The organism is Actinoplanes sp. NPDC051633 (assembly GCF_040681735.1).
Taxonomy (GTDB): Bacteria; Actinomycetota; Actinomycetes; order Mycobacteriales; family Micromonosporaceae; genus Actinoplanes.
The window spans coordinates 1-16,033 of the sequence record NZ_JBFAZH010000045.1; the positions used below are offsets into that span (position 1 = coordinate 1).

A 16,033-nucleotide genomic window follows, 5' to 3' on the forward strand; every position below is an offset into this window, starting at 1 on the left:
TAATGAAGACAAGTTATATATCACTAGATTAACAGAACGGATAAAACGCTCAAATGAGCATAAAATCAATATTGTCTCGGCGGGCGGTGTCGTCCACGGCCGCCGACACGTCGGCGGTCAGCGCGTCGAGCCGGGCCAGGTCGACGTAGCGCACCTCGCGCAGCCCGGCCAGCCGACCCTGGTGGCGGCGCAGCTCGGCGAGTTGGGCGACCCAGCCGTCGGTGCCGGTCGGCGTCTCGCCGCGGACCCGGCGGATGAGCGCCTCGACCTCGGCCGCCTCGGTGGCGACGGCGGAGGCGGCCTGGGCGGTCAGCTCCTGGACGGTCTCGAACTCGTCGAGCACCTGGGCGGCGGTGGCCCGCACCTCGGCCAGCGGGGTGCGGAGGTCGCCCAGCTCTGGCTCGCCGAGCCAGTGGTAGTGATCGAAGATCCGGGCACAGGCCGCGACCATCGCCTCGAATACCGGCCCGGAGGGCGCCATCTCCTGCGCCATGCGGGCGACCGACAGGCACTCGGAGATGCCGCGGACCAGCTCGGCGTTGCCGATGCGCTCCAGGGGACCGGTGCCCACGGGTTGAGCGGCCGCGTACGTGTCCGACACGAACGGCGTGCGCCACACCTGCATCGGGTGCACGCGGGCCGGCTCCTCCGACATCTCGCGGAAGGCGACCAGAGTGCCGTCGTCGAAGATCGAGTAGCCGTGGCACGCGATCGGCGTGGCGACCTCTTTGCGGATCATGTTGTAGGGCAGCAGCAGATAGGAGCCGGCGGTCCGGGCGTGGAAGACGTAGAGCACGTCCTCGCCGTTGACCGATCGGATGGTGCGCTCGAACTCCAGATCGGAGACGTCCGCGTCGAACTTCTTGTGGACGCCGGTCGCGAGGTAGTAGCCACCCGGGAAGATGATCCCGTGGTCCTCGGGCAGTCGCTGGCAGGCCTGTCCGATGCCGTCCAGCCGGACCACGCCACGGGTGCGCGTGTTGTAGACCAGGTAGCGCCAGGCGTCCTCTTTGTACGGACGGATCCGGAGCAGAATTAGCGGGCCGATGCGGGCGTACCGGATGTCGGCGTCGGCCAGGCTCTGCAGCGGCTCGTCGACCGGCTCGGAGTAGACGCCCTCGCCGTCGGACGTGTTGTTCTCGACCTTGACGGTGAGGGTGCCGCCGACGGTCTCGACGAAGACCGCGTCCTCGATGGACACATGCGGATGCTTGCCCTGCACGTGTTGCTCGCGGGTCGTCTCGGTCCACTCGAAGTCGTGCGCGGGCGGGAAGACGTGGTCGCGCTCACCGCGATTGTCCAGATAGGAGACCGAGCCGGAGGGATCCACCCGCCATCGCAGCACGCGCAGGTCGTCGGCCCGCGGCCCGGTCTGGAAGACGGCCAGCAGCAGGCCTTCCAGCCGCCGCAGCTGCATGAGCTTGGCCTGCTGGTAGTAGCGGTACAACTCGGCGAAGTCACGCTGGAAGCCGGTGTCGGTGAGCAACCCGGGTATGCTGACGGCGGGCTCGAACCGGAAAGAGTCCCCGTCGCGGGTGAGACCGTGCACGGCGAACACGTCGTCCACAGTGGTCTCGGAGCGCAGCCCGATGAACACGTTGTAGCCGAACAGCATCGCGCCGCCGACCTGCGCGATGTCCCGTGGCACACAGTTGTTCTCGGTACGCACCCGCTCGGTGCCGAGCAGTCGCAGCTCGGCACCGCCGAAGGTGGTGACCCGCCGGGCATTGAGTGCATCGGCCCGACGGCCCAGCTCGGCGCACTGCTCGCCGAGCCGGGCCCGGAGAACCTCATAGGTTCCCGCGTCCAGCGTTGTTTCAGTCACTTGTGGTTGGTCTCCGCCTCGGCCTTCAACTGCTTGGCCAGATACGCCGCAAGCGTGGTGTTGCTGAGATCGGCCGTGCTCACCGAGCCGAGCACCTTGGCCAGATCGGCCGGCAGCGACTCGTCGCCGTTCACGTACGGCGTGGCCAGCCCCTGCACCACCGTCGAGTTGCTCACCAGGCCGTCGATGCTCTTGCCCATCGTGATCGAGCCGAGCAGCTTGTCGAAGAAGACGCTGTCGCCGCCGACGATGTCGATGTCGGCCTTCTCCAGCCCGGCCGCGATCACCATGGCCTGCGACTCGGCGATGTCCTTGTGGACACTGATGCCGGCCAGCCGGATCTCCTTCTCCATCTCCAGCCGCAGCCGGAACTCCTCGTGCCCGCGGGACGCCTCGTCCAGCGCGGCCATCGCCGCGGCCTTGTCGGTCAGGCCCTCGGCCTCGCCCTTGAGCTTCTCGCGCATGCCGTCCGCGGCGGCCAGTGCCTTCTCCCGCGCGACGGCGGCCTCGGCGCGGCCGACCTTCTCGATGGCCTCGGCGTTGCGCTCGTTGACCTGCACCTCGGCCAGGCCCTTGGCGGCCTCCTCGGCCTGGGTGCCCTCGGCCAGCCGGATCTTGGACCGGGCGTCCAGCTCGGCGGCTTGCTGCCGGGCCTCGGCCAGCACGATCGCCTCGCGGGCCTTGAACGCGGCCGCCTGCTCCGCGGCCTCGGCCGCCTTGATGTCCTTGACCAGGCCCTCCTGGGCCTCCGCCTCGGCCGCGATGATGACCGACTGCCGGGTGCGCTCGGCCTCCTCGACGACCCGGAGGCGCTTGATGTTCTCCTCCTGCTCGGCGACCGTCTTCTCCACGGCGATCCGCTCGCGCACGACCTCGGCCATGGACCGCTTCTCGACTTCTAGGTCTTTGTCCTTGGCGAGCGTGGACAGCTCCACCTCGCGCTGGCGGGAGACGACCTCGAGCATCCGGTCCTTCTCGATGCGCTCGGTCTCGATCGCGATCACGCGTTCCTTGTTCTTCTCCGCCACCGCGATCTCGCGAGCCTGGTTCTCCCGCTGGATGCCGAGCTGCTCGTCGGTGCGCAGCGCGGCGGCGTGCGCCTTGAGCCGTTCCTGTGCCTGCACCAGCTCGATCTCGGCGCTCTCGCGGGCCCGCATGGTCTCGATCTCGCGGTGCTGCTTGATCTCCGCATCGGCCTGCCGGCGCTGCAGCTCGAGGATCGTCTCCTTGGCGTCGACGTCCTGCCGGGTGATCTCCTTCTCCTCGTTGCGCCGGTAGTCGTTGGTCTTCACCGCCTCGATCGCGGTCAGCTCGGTGATCTTGCGAATGCCCTGCGCGTCGAGGATGTTCTTCGGGTCCAGCGAGTGCAGCGGCGTCTGCTCGAGGAAGTCGATCGCCGCGTCCTCCAGGCTGTAGCCGTTGAGGTCGGTCCCGATCACCTCGATGATCTGGTCGCGGAAGTCGTTGCGCCGCGTGTAGAGGTCGACGAAGTCGAGCTGCTTGCCGACCGTCTTGAGCGCCTCGGAGAACTTCGCGTTGAACAGCTCCTGCAGCGTGGTCTCGCTGCTGGCCCGCTCAGTGCCGATCGCCTGCGCCACCTTGATGACGTCCTCGGTGGTCTTGTTGACCCGCACGAAGAAGGTGATCCGGATGTCCGCCCGGATGTTGTCCTTGCAGATCAGGCCCTCGCGGCCGGTGCGGGTGATCTCGATGGTCTTCACCGAGATGTCCATCGTCTCGGCCTTGTGCAGCACCGGGAGCACGACCGCTCCGGTGAAGGTCACGTCGACACGGCGCACCTTCGACACGATCAGCGCCTTGCCCTGCTCGACCTTGCGGAACATGCGGCTGAGGAAGAAGACGACACCGAGAGCGATGAGAACGACGACGGCGACCAGAATCCCGAAGCCGGTGGAGATGACGTCCATGCAGGTTCCTTACTTTTCGCCTAGAGCGACATCGGTGGGCACGACCCAGAAGAACTCGCCCTCGGGGTCCACGTCGTAGAGCACGGCGGTCATGCCGGCGCGCAGGTTGTCGGCGCCGGTCTGGCGCACCTGGACGATCGCCGACGAGCCGTCCGGCGCGTGCACCTCGGCCTGGCCGAACGTGCGGGTCACGGTGCCGGTGCGGATCACGCAGGTGAGTCCGATGAAATCGGCGCGAGAGGCGGCCGGGCCGTGCGGCCACATGCGGCTCAGCCCGATCAGCGCCAGCCGGGTGATCAGCCAGGCGGCGACGATGCTCGCGATCAGCACCAGCCACAGCGGCAGCATGGTGAGCAGCTCGGCCCCGGCCAGGCTGCCGAACCAGCCGACCACGACGAGCAGGGAGAAGATCACCGAGACGGGTACGCCGGTGAGGCCGAGGAAGGCGAGCGGGCCGGCGCCGGCGTCGCCGCCGTCGGCCTCGGTGTCCGGGTCGGCTCCGCCGGCGATCACGACGATCCAGTAACCGATCACCACGATGAGTAGCGGGGTGAATACGACGGTGGGAAAACTGAGCGCCGCGTCCACGAACCCGCCCATGCGCCGCCCCCGCCCCAGCCTGCAGTGATGACCCTCGGAGCCGCCCGCCCCGGAGGTGGCCTCGATGATGTCAGCAACGGTCAATGACCCGCTGCCCCGCATTCGACCACGCTTCGTCACCTAGACGGCTCATGAACTACCCAAAGTCACGGATCTGCCTCTTCATGGCCCGTGTCGATCGTCCGCCAGGATGCAGTTGAGCTGGGCCGTTGAGTCAGATTCGGCAACCAGCCTTGCATCACTCTTCGTAGCGATCTACCGTTCGGCAGTCGCAGATTTCCGATGAAGGACTGGTCCGCATGCCGCAGCCCGAAGTACATCTTGTGTTCGGTGCCGCCGAAGCCGCCGCGGAGTTGGGGGTGGTGGCCGACGCCATGCGCCAGGCGAGTCTGGTGGCGCCGGTGCTGATCGCGACCGCGTCCGCGTACCCGGATCTGGATCTGCGGCCGGACCTGACCATCGAGGCCGAACCGCTCGCGGGCCTGATCCCGGCGCTCGCCGGCCTGTGGGCCCTCCGGACGCCGGCCGTGGTGCTGGTCGCTGCGGACGACCCCGCCGGGATGGCCGCGGCGATGGCGGCGGCCTGGTGCGGGCTGCCGGTGGCACACCTGGGCGCCGGGGTCCGCGAGGACGGCGCCGGCATCGACTTCCCGGGCGAGACGCACGGCCGGCTGGTCGGGCAGGTCGCGGCCCTGCACCTGGTGGCCCGGCCGGTCGACGCGATGAACCTGCTCGACGAGGGAATCCCGGCCGGCGACCTGCTGATCACCGGGAACGACACCCTGGCACCGCGGCGCGCGGCCCAGGCCGTGGCCGCGCTCGCCGGGTTGACGCCGCGCCCGGCCCCGATGCCGGTCGTGATCGCGAACGCGGCGGCTCGGTTCGGTGGCTGACGTGGATGTGATCGACTTCTACACGGAGTCGTGGACCAGCGACGACCGGGACGGCGTACGGCGGGTGCTGGACCCGGGCGTCGAGGTCGAGTGGAACCTGGACGCCCCGGTCGACGACGAGGAGCTGGTGCAGACGCTGCACCGGATCGCGGCCTTCGCCGACTCGGTCACCGTCGTGTCCCGGGCTCGCCGCGACGACGGCGGCCTGCTGATCTACGACCTGGTGGCGCCGTTCGGCACGGCCCGGGTGGCCGAGTTCGTCACCGTGTCGGGCGGCCGGATCACGCAGATCCGGCAGGTGTACGACGTGGTGGCGATCGACCGTTACTTCCCCGGGCTGTACCTGAACTGACGCCGCTCAGGCGGGGTGCACCCGGTCGAGGAAGGCGAACAGCGTCGCCCAGTGCCGCTTCTCGGCCTCTTCGCGGTACGCCGCGGTGTCCGACATCGTGAAGCCGTGCGGCGCGTCCTCGTACAGCTCGGAGGTGTATCGGACGCCGGCCTCGTCCAGGGCCGCCTCGAGCGTCTTGATCTGGTCGGCGGACATCGAGTGGTCGTGGTCGGCGTGCGCCAGATACAGCTCGCCGGTGATCGAGCCGACGTGCAGGTGCGGGCTGTCCGGCTGGTCGGTGACGGTGCGGCCGGCGTGGTAGCTGGCGATGCCCCGGACCCGGTCGGGGTACGCCTCGATCACCCTGAGCGCGTTCATCCCGCCCATGCAGTAGCCGACGATCACCACCGGACCCGCGGCGACGCCCTCCTGCCCGGCGAGGAAGTCCAGGTACGACTGCGCGTCCCGGGTGATCCGAAGGGTGTCCAGCGCGTGGACCAGCGGCATCACCTGGCCGAAGATCTCGCCGCGGCGGTCCGGGTCGGCCAGGCCGTCGAGGTCGACCAGCGGCGAGCGCCCGCCGCGGTAGAGCGTGTTCGGCACCAGCACGGCGTACCCGCGCTCGGCGATCCGCCCGGCCATCTCGCGCAGCCGCGGCCGCAGCCCGAACGCGTCCATGAAGATCAGCACGCCGGGGAACGGCCCGTCGCCGTCCGGCCGCACCAGGAACCCGTCCGCGACCCCGTCGCCGGTCGTGATGTCCACCGAGATCTCCACCATGCGCCTCAACTTACTGTGCAACCGGGGATGCGTCCCCATCAACGTCGGTACGCTGTCCTCATGGCCGTCCGATTGCGCGCTGACGCGGAGCGCAACCGTGTCGCGCTCCTCGCCGCCGCCCGCCAGGTCTTCAGCGAGCAGGGGCTGGAGGCGTCCCTGGACGAGATCGCCCGCCGCGCCGGCGTCGGCAACGCGACGTTGTACCGCCGGTTCCCCACCCGGCAGGATCTCATCGCGGCCGTCTTCGCGGATCGGAAAGCGACACACGTGGAGCTCGGCGACCGCGCGCTGGCGCATCCCGATCCCTGGCAGGGCTTCGTCGGCTACCTGACCGGGCTGTGCGAGATGCAGGCCGAGAACAGGGGCCTCGGCGAGCTGCTGGTGACCGTCAACTTCGACGGCGACGAGCGGCTGACCCAGTTGCGCACGACCTCGCAGCGCCGCGCCCGCGAGGTGATCGAGCGGGCGCAGGCGGCGGGCGCCCTGCGGGCCGACTTCGACCTGGGCGACCTCTGGCGCATCCTGATGGCCAACGCCGGCGTCCTCGAACGCTCCCACGACGCCACGTCATGGCGGCGCCAGCTCACTCTGGTGCTCGAGGGACTGTCACCGCGCTGACCGCTCGTCAGGCGAAGCCGCGCCCGGCCTCGGTCAGGGATCGGCTCACCACGTCGGCCAGGCGGACCCCGGACTGCTGATCCAGCCAGACGTCCAGCGCCACGCGCAGCGCCGTCAGGAACGCCGCGGCGGTGAGCCGCGCGCGTACCCCCATGGGGTCAGCGCCCGGGGTTCGCGCCGCGATCTCCGCGCTGAGCTCGCGCTCCAGGCCGGCGAAGGTGTTGACGTGCTGCGCGTTCAACGCGGCGCTCTTGCGCAGCAGGCGCCAGCGCAGCACCGCCTGCGGATCGAGATCGCCCAGGTCGCGGTAGAAATCCGCCGCGGCGGCGCTGAGCGCCGCCCAGGCCGGCTCCTCGGCCGGCCGCTCGCGGACCGCCGTGATGAGCCGGCCCATCCGCTCGAAGTCGCCGTAGAGCAGGGCCTGCTCCTTGTTGGCGAAGTAGTTCGAGAACGTCCGGCGGGACACCCCTGCCGCGTCCGCGATCGCCTCGACCGTCACCCGCTCGGCGCCCTGCTCGATGGCCAGCCGCACCGCGGCCTCGTGCAGGGCGAGCCGGGTGGCGGCCTTCTTGCGTTCGCGCAGCCCGACTGTCATGGCGGAAAGCCTAGCCAGGAAAGTGATCCAGTTCCCACAGGGAAATATTGCGCACTGGGCAACGTTTGGCGATCGTTGTATGTGGCACACATCGGAACTTGATCAACCGTTCCGACAACCCGATCCTGGAGGCCGCGCGATGAGCGCCCCGACCCTGACCGTCCCCGCCGAACCGGGGGCGATGAACCACCGCGAGATCCTGGAGGCCCTCAGCGGCCTGCTGCTCGCGCTCTTCGTCGCGATGTCCAGCGCCACCATCGTCTCGACCGCGCTGCCCCGGATCATCGGATCCCTCAACGGCAGCCAGACCCAGTACACCTGGGTGGTCACCGCGACCCTGCTGACCGCCACCGCCTCCACCCCGGTCTCGGGCAAGCTGGCCGACCTGTTCAGCAAGAAGCTCCTGGTCCAGTCCGCCATCGTGATCTACGTGGCCGGCTCGCTGGTGGCCGGCTTCTCGCAGTCCGCCGGCCAGCTGATCGCCGCCCGCGCCTTCCAGGGCCTGGGCATGGGCGGTCTGCAGGCGCTCGTGCAGGTGGCCATCGCCGCGATGATCCCGCCGCGGGAGCGCGGCCGTTACAACGGCTACCTCGGCGGCGTGATGGCCCTGGCCACCGTCGGTGGCCCGCTGCTCGGCGGCGTGATCGTCGACACCTCCTGGCTGGGCTGGCGCTGGTGCTTCTGGATCGGCGCGCCGATCGCGGTGCTCGCGCTCGTGGTCCTGCAGAAGACGCTGCACCTGCCGCTCATCCGGCGCGGCAACGTGAAGATCGACTACGTCGGCGCCTCGCTGATCGCGGCCGGGGTCAGCGTCATCCTGGTCTGGATCTCGTTCGTCGACAGCTCCTTCGCCTGGCTCTCCTGGCAGACCTATCTCATGGTCGGCGCAGGCGTGGTGCTGCTCACCCTCGCCGTCCTCGTCGAGTCGCGGGTCGCCGAGCCGGTGGTCCCGCTGCCCATCGTGCGCCAGCGCACCACCGCCCTCGCCATCCTCGGTAGCCTCGCGGTCGGCATGGCCATGTTCGGCGGCTCGGTCTTCCTGGGTCAGTACTTCCAGATCGGCCGCGGTTACTCGCCCACCGAGGCCGGCCTGCTCACCATCCCGCTGATGGCCGGCGTGCTGCTGTCCTCCACGATCTCGGGCCGGATGATCAGCAGCAGCGGGCGGGTCAAGCCCTATCTGATCGCCGGCACGATCGTGCTGGTCGGCGGGTTCGCGGCGCTGTCGCGCCTCGACCATGAGACACCACTGTGGTACGTGGGCATCGGGATGGCCCTGGTCGGCATCGGTGTCGGCATGACCATGCAGAACCTGGTGCTCGCCGTGCAGAACACGGTGGCGCTCAAGGACATCGGCGCGGCCAGCTCGTCGGTGGCGTTCTTCCGCTCGCTGGGCGGCACGATCGGCGTCTCGGTGCTGGGTGCGGTGCTCGCGCACCGGGTGACCGACGACATCACGAGCCGGCTCCCGGCCGGCTCGTCGGGCGGCAGCAGTGGGACCAGCAGCCTCAACCTGGCCGAGCTTCCGGCCGCGGTGCAGCACATCGTCCGGGCCGCGTACGGCGACGCCACCGGGCACATCTTCCTGATCTCCGCGGCGATCGCGGTGGTCGGCGTCATCGCGGTGGTCTTCCTGAAGCCGATCTCGCTGCGCACCACGGTCGACCTGGAGACGACTCCGGCCGCAGCCACGGCGGCGGCCAACGGACCGGTCAACGACGCCCACGCGGCGCATGTGCCCGCCCACGCGCGGGTCGAGTAACAACCGCCACACAAATACAGGGGGCGCCGGTTCGGGGCGCCCCTTGTCGTGTTTACGGAGCGCTATTGTTCGTATACACAGCGCGATGTCTCAACCCGGGTCCCGGCGGCGCCGATCAGTCGCGGTGAGCGGAGGGGGGTACGAGATGGAACAGCGCACCGGCGACGTCGCCGAGGCCGCCCGCCGGATCTGGGACGTGCACCCGCTGGACGAAGGACAACGGCGCCCTCGAGCTGCGCTCCCGCTCCAACATGGCCGGCATAGCCCGGCCGGTTTTCCTCACCCCGGGCCCGCCGGTGTCGATGGTTTCCGGTGAGTGAGGGGGTGGCGAGATGACACAGCACGCACTGGACGCGGCGCAGCTCTCGGCTGCCCTGCTGGCGATCGAGGACGCCCTGCTGTGGGACGCCCTCGACGCCCTCGAGACCACCGCCCGGCTGGAGGAGCAGGCCGCCGAGCTGGGCGACGAACTGCTCGTGCACCGCGCCCGCCTGTGCCACCTCAACATGATGATGCGGACCGGTGACCTGGCCGGCGCCGCCCGGCGGATCGCCGCGGTGCATCGCTGGGCGCTCGATCACCACGCCACCCAGCTGCTGTCCCGCTCGCACGCGGTGTGGGCCAACATCCACCGGCTGCTCGGCGACGCCGCCCAGTGCCTGGAGCACTCGCTGGCCGCCGTCGAACTGCTGGACGAGACGTCGACCCCGTTCATGCAGATCTGGCACCGCGCCAAGCTCGCCGACGCGCTCGGCGTGACCGGCTCGATGGAGGACGCGCGCCGGCGCTACGCGCAGACCGAGGAGCTGTGCGAGCGTCTCGACCAGCCACTCGTGCTGCTCTGGATGCTCAACAACTACGCGTACACCGAGTTCGACTACGGCGACGTGCAGCGCGCGCAAGCGGTCACCGAGCGGCTGCGGGGGCTGGCCGTGAAGCACGGCTTCGAGCTGCACCCGGCGGTGCTCGACACGATCGGGTCGATCCAGATCGAGATCGGGGAGTACGCCGAGGCCGAGCAGACGCTGCTGGAGTGCATCGGGCAGTTCGGCGACGGCCGGTTCGAGGATGCCGACTCCATGGCGGTGTATCTGCTGACCCTCGCCCGGGCCCAGCGCGGGCTCGGCGCGACCGACCGCGCGCAGGCCAGCCTCGACGAGTCGCGCCGGCATTGTGTCGAGCGGGACCTCGCGGACGTGCTCGTGCGCGTGCACCAGGAGCAGGCCGAGCTGCACGCGATGCGCGGGGAGTTCGCCGAGGCGTACGCGATGCACAAGATCTTCTTCGAGGCGCACGAGGCGCTCGGGTCCTCCGAGCTCGAGGCGCAGGCCCGCACCCGCCAGGCGATGTACGAGACCACCGAGGCCCGCCAGGAGGCCGAGCGGTTCCGCGAGCAGGCCCGGCGCGATCCGCTCACCGGCCTGCGCAACCGCCGGTACGTCGACGAGCAGCTGCCCGCCCTGATCGAGACCGACCCGCTGCTCACGGTCGCGATCGTCGACCTCGACCACTTCAAGCGCATCAACGACCACCTCTCGCACGACGTCGGCGACCAGGTCCTGGTGCAGGTCGCCAAGCTGCTGGAGACCGAACTGGCCGCGATCCGGCCGGACGGCTTCGTGGCCCGGATGGGCGGCGAGGAGTTCCTGATGGTGCTGCCCGGCACCCCGGTGCCGACGGCCGCGCGTCACCTCGACGAGATGCGGGTGACCGTCGGCGCGCACGGCTGGGACGAGATCGCGGGCCGCCTCCCGGTCACGGTCAGCATCGGCGTGGCCGGCCTGGCCGAGGCGTCCTCCGCCACCCAGGCGAGCCTGCTGTCCACTGCGGACCGCAACCTCTATGCGGCGAAGCACGGCGGCCGCGACCGGGTGGTCTTCGGCACGCCGAGGGATGGGCGGAACCGGTCGTATCGCGACAGCGCGACGGCGGCCTAGTTCCGCCAGGGGCAGCTCAGCCCGGAACGGGCGGCACGGGCCTGCCCACCGCCCTGGTCGCCGAGATGGCGGGGCTCTTGTGTGCGCGTACCCGGGGAATGGTTTTGATGTGGAGCCGGTCGAGCGGCCTGGCACGGGGGAACCCGACCGCCCGACCGGGGCTTCAGGAGCGGCGCGGCCGTTTGCGCGGCGGGCGCATCGGCAGGCGGCCTGCTCGGACCAGCACCTGCCGGCGCGGGCCCTCGCGGCCGGCGGCGTCGACCACCGTGCCGTCGACCTGGAGCCAGATGTCGCCCTCGAAGGGCACCGGCCGGTCCCAGACGATGCGCTGGACCCGCATCGTCAGCGGGCCGACGCCGTAGCAGTAGTCCTGCTCGGCGAACTCGTGCAGCGGCCGATGCGGCAGGCCGGCCTGGAGGCGACCGTCACGGATGGCAGGCACGCCTGTCACCCACGAACGCGGACGGCTCCGGTGGCAGCATCGCGCAGCGTCAGTCGTGCGGATCGGACTCACCGCCCTCCGACGTCTCGGTCGGCAGGTCCAGCCGCGCCTGCCACGGCCAGCCCAGCCGGAAGTCGAACGGTGGACCCGAGTCGCCGGGCTCCGGGAGGCTCGGGAGGCCCGGCCTGCTCAGTGCGTAACGCACGCCGCCGAAACGCTGCGTAACCGCAGAGGCACGCGAGGCGGCGGCCGCCACGTCGCCTGCCGGCAGGTCGTCGCGATACACGAGGGACGGATTACCTCTCCGCGCGTGGTCTTGCGCATGCCGCTCCGACCGGTCGGGAAGCTCGGGGCCGATGTTCGGAACCGACATGCTCTGTTACCTCCCGCTCGGGCGTCCCCGCCAAGGAGCCGCGCTTGAGGCCGTTCTGCGACCGTATGGTCACTTAAAGATGTCACGCTCGGTGACCTTTTTTCCTGCTGTACGTGCGTTATCATGCTCACAATCCCGTGAGAGCGCAAGGCCAAATGCACGTGCATCTGCACAGCCTGTCGCCTGATCGGGCCGGAGGGTTAGTTCGACCCCGGTCGATACCGACCGGTTTGGCAACGTAGGGAGTAAGAAATGTCGCGCATGGTCAACGGCATGTCGGCCAGCCAGTTGCAGGGAGTCACCTGGCAGAAGAGTGGCCGAAGCAACCCCAGCGGCAACTGCGTCGAGTGCGCTGCGCTGCCGGGCGGCGAGGTCGCCGTGCGGAACTCCCGGGACCCTCAGGGCCCGGCGCTGATTTACACCCCCGCCGAGATCGAGGCCTTCATCCTCGGCGTCCGGGACGGCGACTTCGACAACCTGCTGCCCTGATCGTCATAACGGGGCGGACAGGCGTTATGCCGGCCGGCCGACCTCATGCAGGAGCTTCTCCAGGATCTCCGGCGTGTGGTTCGGCGGGTCGGCGTCGATGCACACGCGTTCCATCGCGATCGCGTAGTGGTCGACGTCTTCACGCTTATCCAGATAGATCGCACTGGTGAGCTGCTCGACATAGACGACGTCGGGCAGCTCGGGCTCCGGGAAGCGCAGGATCGCGAAGGGTCCGCCCGCCGCGGCGTGACCGCCGGCGTGGAACGGGATGACCTGCAGCCGCACGTTGGGCAGCTTCGACGCCTCGATGAGCGCCTCGATCTGCGCCTTCATCACGTCGACACCACCGATCGGCCGGCGGAGCACAGCCTCGTCGATGACTGCCCACAGTTGCGGAGGGTTAGACCGGTTGAGCACGCTCTGACGCTGTCGACGCAGCTCGACCCGGCGGTCGATCTCGTCGCCATTGGCCCCCGCGTGGCCCAGCATGATGACGGCCCGCGCGTATTCAGGCGTTTGCAGCAGACCCGGCACGAACTGGATTTCATAGGTACGAATGAGCGTCGCCGCCGCCTCGAGCCCCAGATACGACTGGAACCAGCCGGGCAGGATGTCGCCGAAGTGCTGCCACCAGCCGGGGTTGTTCGCCTGCCGCGCCAGGCTCAGCAGCGCCTCGCGCTCGTTGGCGTCCACGACGCCGTACAGCGAAAGCAGATCGGCGACGTCGCGCTCCTTGAAGCTGACGCGCCCCAGCTCCATGCGGCTGATCTTCGAGCCGGACGCCCTGATCTCCCACCCGGCATCCTCACGGGTGATGGCCTTGCCCTCGCGAAGCTTCCGGAGCTGGGCACCCAGGAGGATGCGCAGAACGGTCGGCCCGCTGCCCGGCCCCTCCTCCGCGTTCACCTGACTCCCCATCGGTCCTCGTCGTCGAGGGCTGCCGGCACGCAGTCCGGGGCCCATCCTACGGGTGTGATCGTGCGGCTGGAAACCGTGTGATGCATTGAGCCTTGAAGCTGCAAGCGTCATATGCACGTGCATCCGGCCTTGCGAATGGTCTTGATGGCGAGCATGATAGCTGACAGGTACGGACGTACTCGCTAACACAGCGTGCAGGCCGCATCTTTGGAGGCTTCCCCCCATGTCCACTCCGACCATCGCACCGCCGGAGCGCGATCCGGCGGACGTGGCACCCGCAGACACCTACCGCAAAGCCGACCCGGTCTGGGTCTATCGCAGCGCTTGCTGGCGTCCCGGAGTGATCGAGGCCGCCTCCTCGCGTGCCGTCACCGTCACCTACCGCCCGGGGGCGGCGCTGGGCACCGGGGTCGACACCTTCACCGCCGACTGCGTGACGAAGCGCGCCGACGAGGACCCGGCGCTCGACAACCGCAATTCGCTGGTGCGACGCATTCCTTCGCGGTTCGCCGCCTGACCGGCGCGGTGACGCTTCCCCGCCAGCCCCGCATCTCCACGGTGAACTGATCGGCCTGTGGCCTGATCGCGTGCCGGCGCACGCCTCCTCCCGCAGGACCTGGCGCCGCAGCGTGTCCTGGTCGACCAGCGCCGCGCCGCGGCCCCACCGGGCGCGCAGGGCACGGGCTACGGTGCTCTTGCCGGATCCGGAGTTGCCCCGGATCACGACCAGATCGCCCACCCTGATGACTATGGAGCAGCCGTGCCCGCCTTTGTGGAACTGCCGACCGACGAGTCCGAGACCGACGTGATCAAGGTCGAGATCAGCAACGATGGTCTGGTCCGGGCCGGCGCCGGTGACGTGGTCGGCCGGGCCACCGAGCGTTTCGACCAGGCGGTCGCCCAGATCGTGCGGCTCGGCCAGGACGCGGTGCGACGTGCGCGTGCGGCCGCGACACCGCCGGATGCGATCGACGTCGAGCTGGGCCTGAAGCTGACCGCGGAGACGGGTTTCGTGATCGCCAAGTCCAGCGGTGAGGCGAACTTCAAGGTCACCCTCCGATGGAGCGACAGCCGGATGGCACCGACCGCCTCGGAGTGAACTATTCGTCGGGGGTGATGTTGAAGTTGTCGCGGAACACGTTGGCGGGGTCGTACCTGCGCTTCAGCTCACGCAGCCGGGCCAGCGTCGCCGGCGGCCAGGCCTCACCGATGCGTTCGGGGCGCTGATCGGTCTCGAAGCTCAGGTACAGACCCGCGGAGTGGGCGGCCATCTCCTCCCACGCGTCGTCCAGCCTGGCCTTCGACCCGCCGAAGGCGACCACCGAGAAGTTCGCGGACCGGTTGGCGTAAGCGGTGGCCTCCGGCGCCACGTCGGCGACCGCGCCGCCCACCGAGCGGATCTGGAAGAAGTAGACCGCGCCGGATCGGATCAGCCGCTCGGCGTCGGCGGCGAACTCCGGCGTGATGTGCTCGACCAGCGCCGACCGGGCGACCGGGTCGCCCTGACCGTCGTGCGCGGCATCCGGGACGTTCATCACCCCCGCGTATGGCACCAATTGCACAGACTGGTCGAGCAGCGGCGCCACACCGACCACATGCTGGAAACGGTCGATGATGACATCCGGTTCGCTCGAGTTCACGACGCCGTAGATCTGGGCGACCATCTGCCCGCGGCGGGGCGGCCCCATGATGAGGTTGGTGGTCACGTCGCGGGGAGACGACTCCATCGCGGCACCCCAGCGCTGCAGGAAACCCGCGGCGTCCGAGGCGTCCAGGACGAACTGCCCGAAGCCCACGTCGCCGACCTCGTCGGCCACGAAGTCGAAGGACAGCGCAATGCCGAAGTTGGCGCCGGCCCCGCGGACCGCCCAGAACAGGTCCTGGTTCTCGGCCGCCGAGACCGTGACCACCGAGCCGTCGGCCAGCACCAGGCGGGCCGCCCGCATGTGATCAAGGGTCAGGCCGCTCTCGCGGACCAGCCAGCCGATGCCGCCCGCGGTGGCGAGGCCGCCGACCCCGACGCCGCCGTAGTCGCCGCTGCTCAGCGCCCAGCCGTGCGGGGCGAGCGCGGCGGCCACGTCCTTCCACCGAGCGCCCGCCTCGACGCGGACCAGTCTCTCCTGCTCGTCGAGGACCGTGATGCGGTTGAGCTTCTGCAGGTCGATGACGATGCCACCGTCGTTGGTGGACCGGCCGCTGATGCCGTGGCCACCGCTGCGCACGGCCAGCGGCACATCCTGGTCGCGAGCGAAGGCCAGCGCCTCGACCACCTGAGCCTCGTCGTGGGGCTGGAGCACGAGCCCGGGCGAGCCGCCGCGCATGTAGGTCGAGCGCACCCGCGCGTACCCGAAATCACCCGGCTCGATCGCCGCACCCACCAGGCTCGGCGGCAGTCCGTCGTAGTCGATGTCGTCGCGCCGCGCGGCCAGCGCCCTGGCGCTGCGCACCGTTCCGACGGCGCCGGATCGCTCCTTGCTCAGTGCCTCGCGCAGCCCGGGAATGACCTCGGCGGCGAACCGCTGCAACTCGCCGGGGTCGTCGC

General features: G+C 69.7%; 18 protein-coding genes and 1 pseudogene. 8 read left to right on the top strand and 11 right to left on the bottom strand.

Features of this window, described 5'->3' with window-relative positions; genetic code table 11:
• Nucleotides 1-49: 49 nt before the first annotated feature.
• Genes AB0M20_RS04910 through AB0M20_RS04920 form a run of 3 tightly spaced genes read right to left on the bottom strand, consistent with a single transcriptional unit; the run spans nucleotide 50 to nucleotide 4,437 of the window.
• Nucleotides 50-1,825, bottom strand: coding sequence for a DNA repair ATPase (locus AB0M20_RS04910; RefSeq protein WP_364293855.1), 1,776 nt, complete (start codon nucleotides 1,823-1,825; stop codon nucleotides 50-52).
• Entirely contained in the window at nucleotides 1,822-3,753 is a 1,932-nt protein-coding gene (locus tag AB0M20_RS04915) for a flotillin family protein (protein WP_364293858.1), read from the bottom strand. The genes AB0M20_RS04910 and AB0M20_RS04915 overlap by 4 nt, the downstream gene beginning before the upstream one ends.
• 9 nt (nucleotides 3,754-3,762) lie before the next feature.
• A complete protein-coding gene (locus AB0M20_RS04920) occupies nucleotides 3,763-4,437 on the bottom strand; it encodes a hypothetical protein (protein ID WP_364293861.1) in 675 nt (224 codons plus the stop codon).
• A 215-nt stretch (nucleotides 4,438-4,652) separates the two neighbouring features.
• Between AB0M20_RS04920 and AB0M20_RS04925 the strand changes: the two genes are divergently transcribed.
• Together AB0M20_RS04925 and AB0M20_RS04930 are read left to right on the top strand one after the other, a co-directional pair.
• Nucleotides 4,653-5,246, top strand: coding sequence for a UDP-N-acetylglucosamine 2-epimerase (locus tag AB0M20_RS04925; RefSeq protein WP_364293864.1), 594 nt, complete (start codon nucleotides 4,653-4,655; stop codon nucleotides 5,244-5,246).
• 1 nt (nucleotide 5,247) lies between these two features.
• Complete coding sequence (locus AB0M20_RS04930; RefSeq protein WP_364293867.1) at nucleotides 5,248-5,598, top strand: hypothetical protein; 351 nt, start codon at nucleotides 5,248-5,250, stop codon at nucleotides 5,596-5,598.
• Between the two features lie 6 nt (nucleotides 5,599-5,604).
• Here the strand turns inward: AB0M20_RS04930 and AB0M20_RS04935 are convergent, their stop codons facing one another.
• Nucleotides 5,605-6,357 (bottom strand): dienelactone hydrolase family protein, encoded by a 753-nt coding sequence (locus tag AB0M20_RS04935; RefSeq protein WP_364293870.1) that lies wholly within the window; start codon nucleotides 6,355-6,357, stop codon nucleotides 5,605-5,607.
• 60 nt (nucleotides 6,358-6,417) lie between these two features.
• Here AB0M20_RS04935 and AB0M20_RS04940 point away from each other — a divergent pair, with 60 nt between their 5' ends.
• The gene (locus tag AB0M20_RS04940) at nucleotides 6,418-6,975 is read left to right on the top strand and encodes a helix-turn-helix domain-containing protein (protein WP_364293873.1); all 558 of its coding nucleotides are present in this window, start codon (nucleotides 6,418-6,420) and stop codon (nucleotides 6,973-6,975) included.
• Between the two features lie 7 nt (nucleotides 6,976-6,982).
• Here the strand turns inward: AB0M20_RS04940 and AB0M20_RS04945 are convergent, their stop codons facing one another.
• Entirely contained in the window at nucleotides 6,983-7,570 is a 588-nt protein-coding gene (locus AB0M20_RS04945; RefSeq protein WP_364293876.1) for a TetR family transcriptional regulator, read from the bottom strand.
• 139 nt (nucleotides 7,571-7,709) lie between these two features.
• Here AB0M20_RS04945 and AB0M20_RS04950 point away from each other — a divergent pair, with 139 nt between their 5' ends.
• Nucleotides 7,710-9,332 (top strand): MDR family MFS transporter, encoded by a 1,623-nt coding sequence (locus AB0M20_RS04950; protein ID WP_364293878.1) that lies wholly within the window; start codon nucleotides 7,710-7,712, stop codon nucleotides 9,330-9,332.
• A 115-nt stretch (nucleotides 9,333-9,447) separates the two neighbouring features.
• Here AB0M20_RS04950 and AB0M20_RS04955 read toward each other — a convergent pair whose 3' ends face one another.
• Entirely contained in the window at nucleotides 9,448-9,594 is a 147-nt protein-coding gene (locus AB0M20_RS04955) for a hypothetical protein (protein ID WP_364293881.1), read from the bottom strand.
• Nucleotides 9,595-9,664: 70 nt separating this feature from the next.
• On the opposite strand from AB0M20_RS04955, the gene AB0M20_RS04960 reads away from it, so the two are divergent.
• On the top strand, nucleotides 9,665-11,269 hold the full coding sequence (locus tag AB0M20_RS04960; RefSeq protein ID WP_364293884.1) for a GGDEF domain-containing protein: 1,605 nt from the start codon (nucleotides 9,665-9,667) through the stop codon (nucleotides 11,267-11,269).
• A gap of 163 nt (nucleotides 11,270-11,432) precedes the next feature.
• Here the strand turns inward: AB0M20_RS04960 and AB0M20_RS04965 are convergent, their stop codons facing one another.
• Both AB0M20_RS04965 and AB0M20_RS04970 read right to left on the bottom strand, forming a co-directional pair.
• On the bottom strand, nucleotides 11,433-11,711 hold the full coding sequence (locus AB0M20_RS04965; RefSeq protein WP_364293887.1) for a hypothetical protein: 279 nt from the start codon (nucleotides 11,709-11,711) through the stop codon (nucleotides 11,433-11,435).
• Between the two features lie 49 nt (nucleotides 11,712-11,760).
• The gene (locus AB0M20_RS04970) at nucleotides 11,761-11,916 is read right to left on the bottom strand and encodes a hypothetical protein (protein ID WP_364293890.1); all 156 of its coding nucleotides are present in this window, start codon (nucleotides 11,914-11,916) and stop codon (nucleotides 11,761-11,763) included.
• 420 nt (nucleotides 11,917-12,336) lie between these two features.
• Between AB0M20_RS04970 and AB0M20_RS04975 the strand changes: the two genes are divergently transcribed.
• Nucleotides 12,337-12,573 (top strand): DUF397 domain-containing protein, encoded by a 237-nt coding sequence (locus AB0M20_RS04975; RefSeq protein ID WP_364293893.1) that lies wholly within the window; start codon nucleotides 12,337-12,339, stop codon nucleotides 12,571-12,573.
• A 24-nt stretch (nucleotides 12,574-12,597) separates the two neighbouring features.
• Here AB0M20_RS04975 and AB0M20_RS04980 read toward each other — a convergent pair whose 3' ends face one another.
• Nucleotides 12,598-13,491: a helix-turn-helix transcriptional regulator gene (locus tag AB0M20_RS04980; RefSeq protein ID WP_364293896.1), complete on the bottom strand. Its 894-nt coding sequence runs from the start codon at nucleotides 13,489-13,491 to the stop codon at nucleotides 12,598-12,600.
• A gap of 223 nt (nucleotides 13,492-13,714) precedes the next feature.
• Here AB0M20_RS04980 and AB0M20_RS04985 point away from each other — a divergent pair, with 223 nt between their 5' ends.
• Nucleotides 13,715-14,008 carry a hypothetical protein gene (locus AB0M20_RS04985; protein ID WP_364293899.1) on the top strand — a complete coding sequence of 98 codons (294 nt, stop codon included), beginning with the start codon at nucleotides 13,715-13,717 and terminating at the stop codon, nucleotides 14,006-14,008.
• An 87-nt stretch (nucleotides 14,009-14,095) separates the two neighbouring features.
• Here the strand turns inward: AB0M20_RS04985 and AB0M20_RS04990 are convergent.
• A pseudogene (locus AB0M20_RS04990) lies at nucleotides 14,096-14,242 on the bottom strand (AAA family ATPase); the annotation flags it as partial.
• Nucleotides 14,243-14,251: 9 nt separating this feature from the next.
• Here AB0M20_RS04990 and AB0M20_RS04995 point away from each other — a divergent pair.
• Nucleotides 14,252-14,590, top strand: a complete 339-nt coding sequence (locus tag AB0M20_RS04995; protein ID WP_364293902.1) for a CU044_2847 family protein — start codon at nucleotides 14,252-14,254, stop codon at nucleotides 14,588-14,590.
• Nucleotide 14,591: 1 nt separating this feature from the next.
• On the opposite strand, the gene AB0M20_RS05000 is transcribed toward AB0M20_RS04995, so the two are convergent.
• A partial coding sequence (locus AB0M20_RS05000; RefSeq protein ID WP_364293905.1) for an FAD-binding oxidoreductase occupies nucleotides 14,592-16,033 on the bottom strand: 1,442 nt, incomplete at its 5' end.

Coding starts and splice junctions, on each gene's coding strand:
- AB0M20_RS04915 (WP_364293858.1), bottom strand. CDS start 3,753: ATGGACGTCATCTCCACCGGCTTCGGGATTCTGGTCGCCGTCGTCGTT.
- AB0M20_RS04925 (WP_364293864.1), top strand. CDS start 4,653: ATGCCGCAGCCCGAAGTACATCTTGTGTTCGGTGCCGCCGAAGCCGCC.
- AB0M20_RS04935 (WP_364293870.1), bottom strand. CDS start 6,357: ATGGTGGAGATCTCGGTGGACATCACGACCGGCGACGGGGTCGCGGAC.
- AB0M20_RS04940 (WP_364293873.1), top strand. CDS start 6,418: ATGGCCGTCCGATTGCGCGCTGACGCGGAGCGCAACCGTGTCGCGCTC.
- AB0M20_RS04945 (WP_364293876.1), bottom strand. CDS start 7,570: ATGACAGTCGGGCTGCGCGAACGCAAGAAGGCCGCCACCCGGCTCGCC.
- AB0M20_RS04950 (WP_364293878.1), top strand. CDS start 7,710: ATGAGCGCCCCGACCCTGACCGTCCCCGCCGAACCGGGGGCGATGAAC.
- AB0M20_RS04955 (WP_364293881.1), bottom strand. CDS start 9,594: ATGCCGGCCATGTTGGAGCGGGAGCGCAGCTCGAGGGCGCCGTTGTCC.
- AB0M20_RS04960 (WP_364293884.1), top strand. CDS start 9,665: ATGACACAGCACGCACTGGACGCGGCGCAGCTCTCGGCTGCCCTGCTG.
- AB0M20_RS04975 (WP_364293893.1), top strand. CDS start 12,337: ATGTCGCGCATGGTCAACGGCATGTCGGCCAGCCAGTTGCAGGGAGTC.
- AB0M20_RS04980 (WP_364293896.1), bottom strand. CDS start 13,491: ATGGGGAGTCAGGTGAACGCGGAGGAGGGGCCGGGCAGCGGGCCGACC.
- AB0M20_RS04985 (WP_364293899.1), top strand. CDS start 13,715: ATGTCCACTCCGACCATCGCACCGCCGGAGCGCGATCCGGCGGACGTG.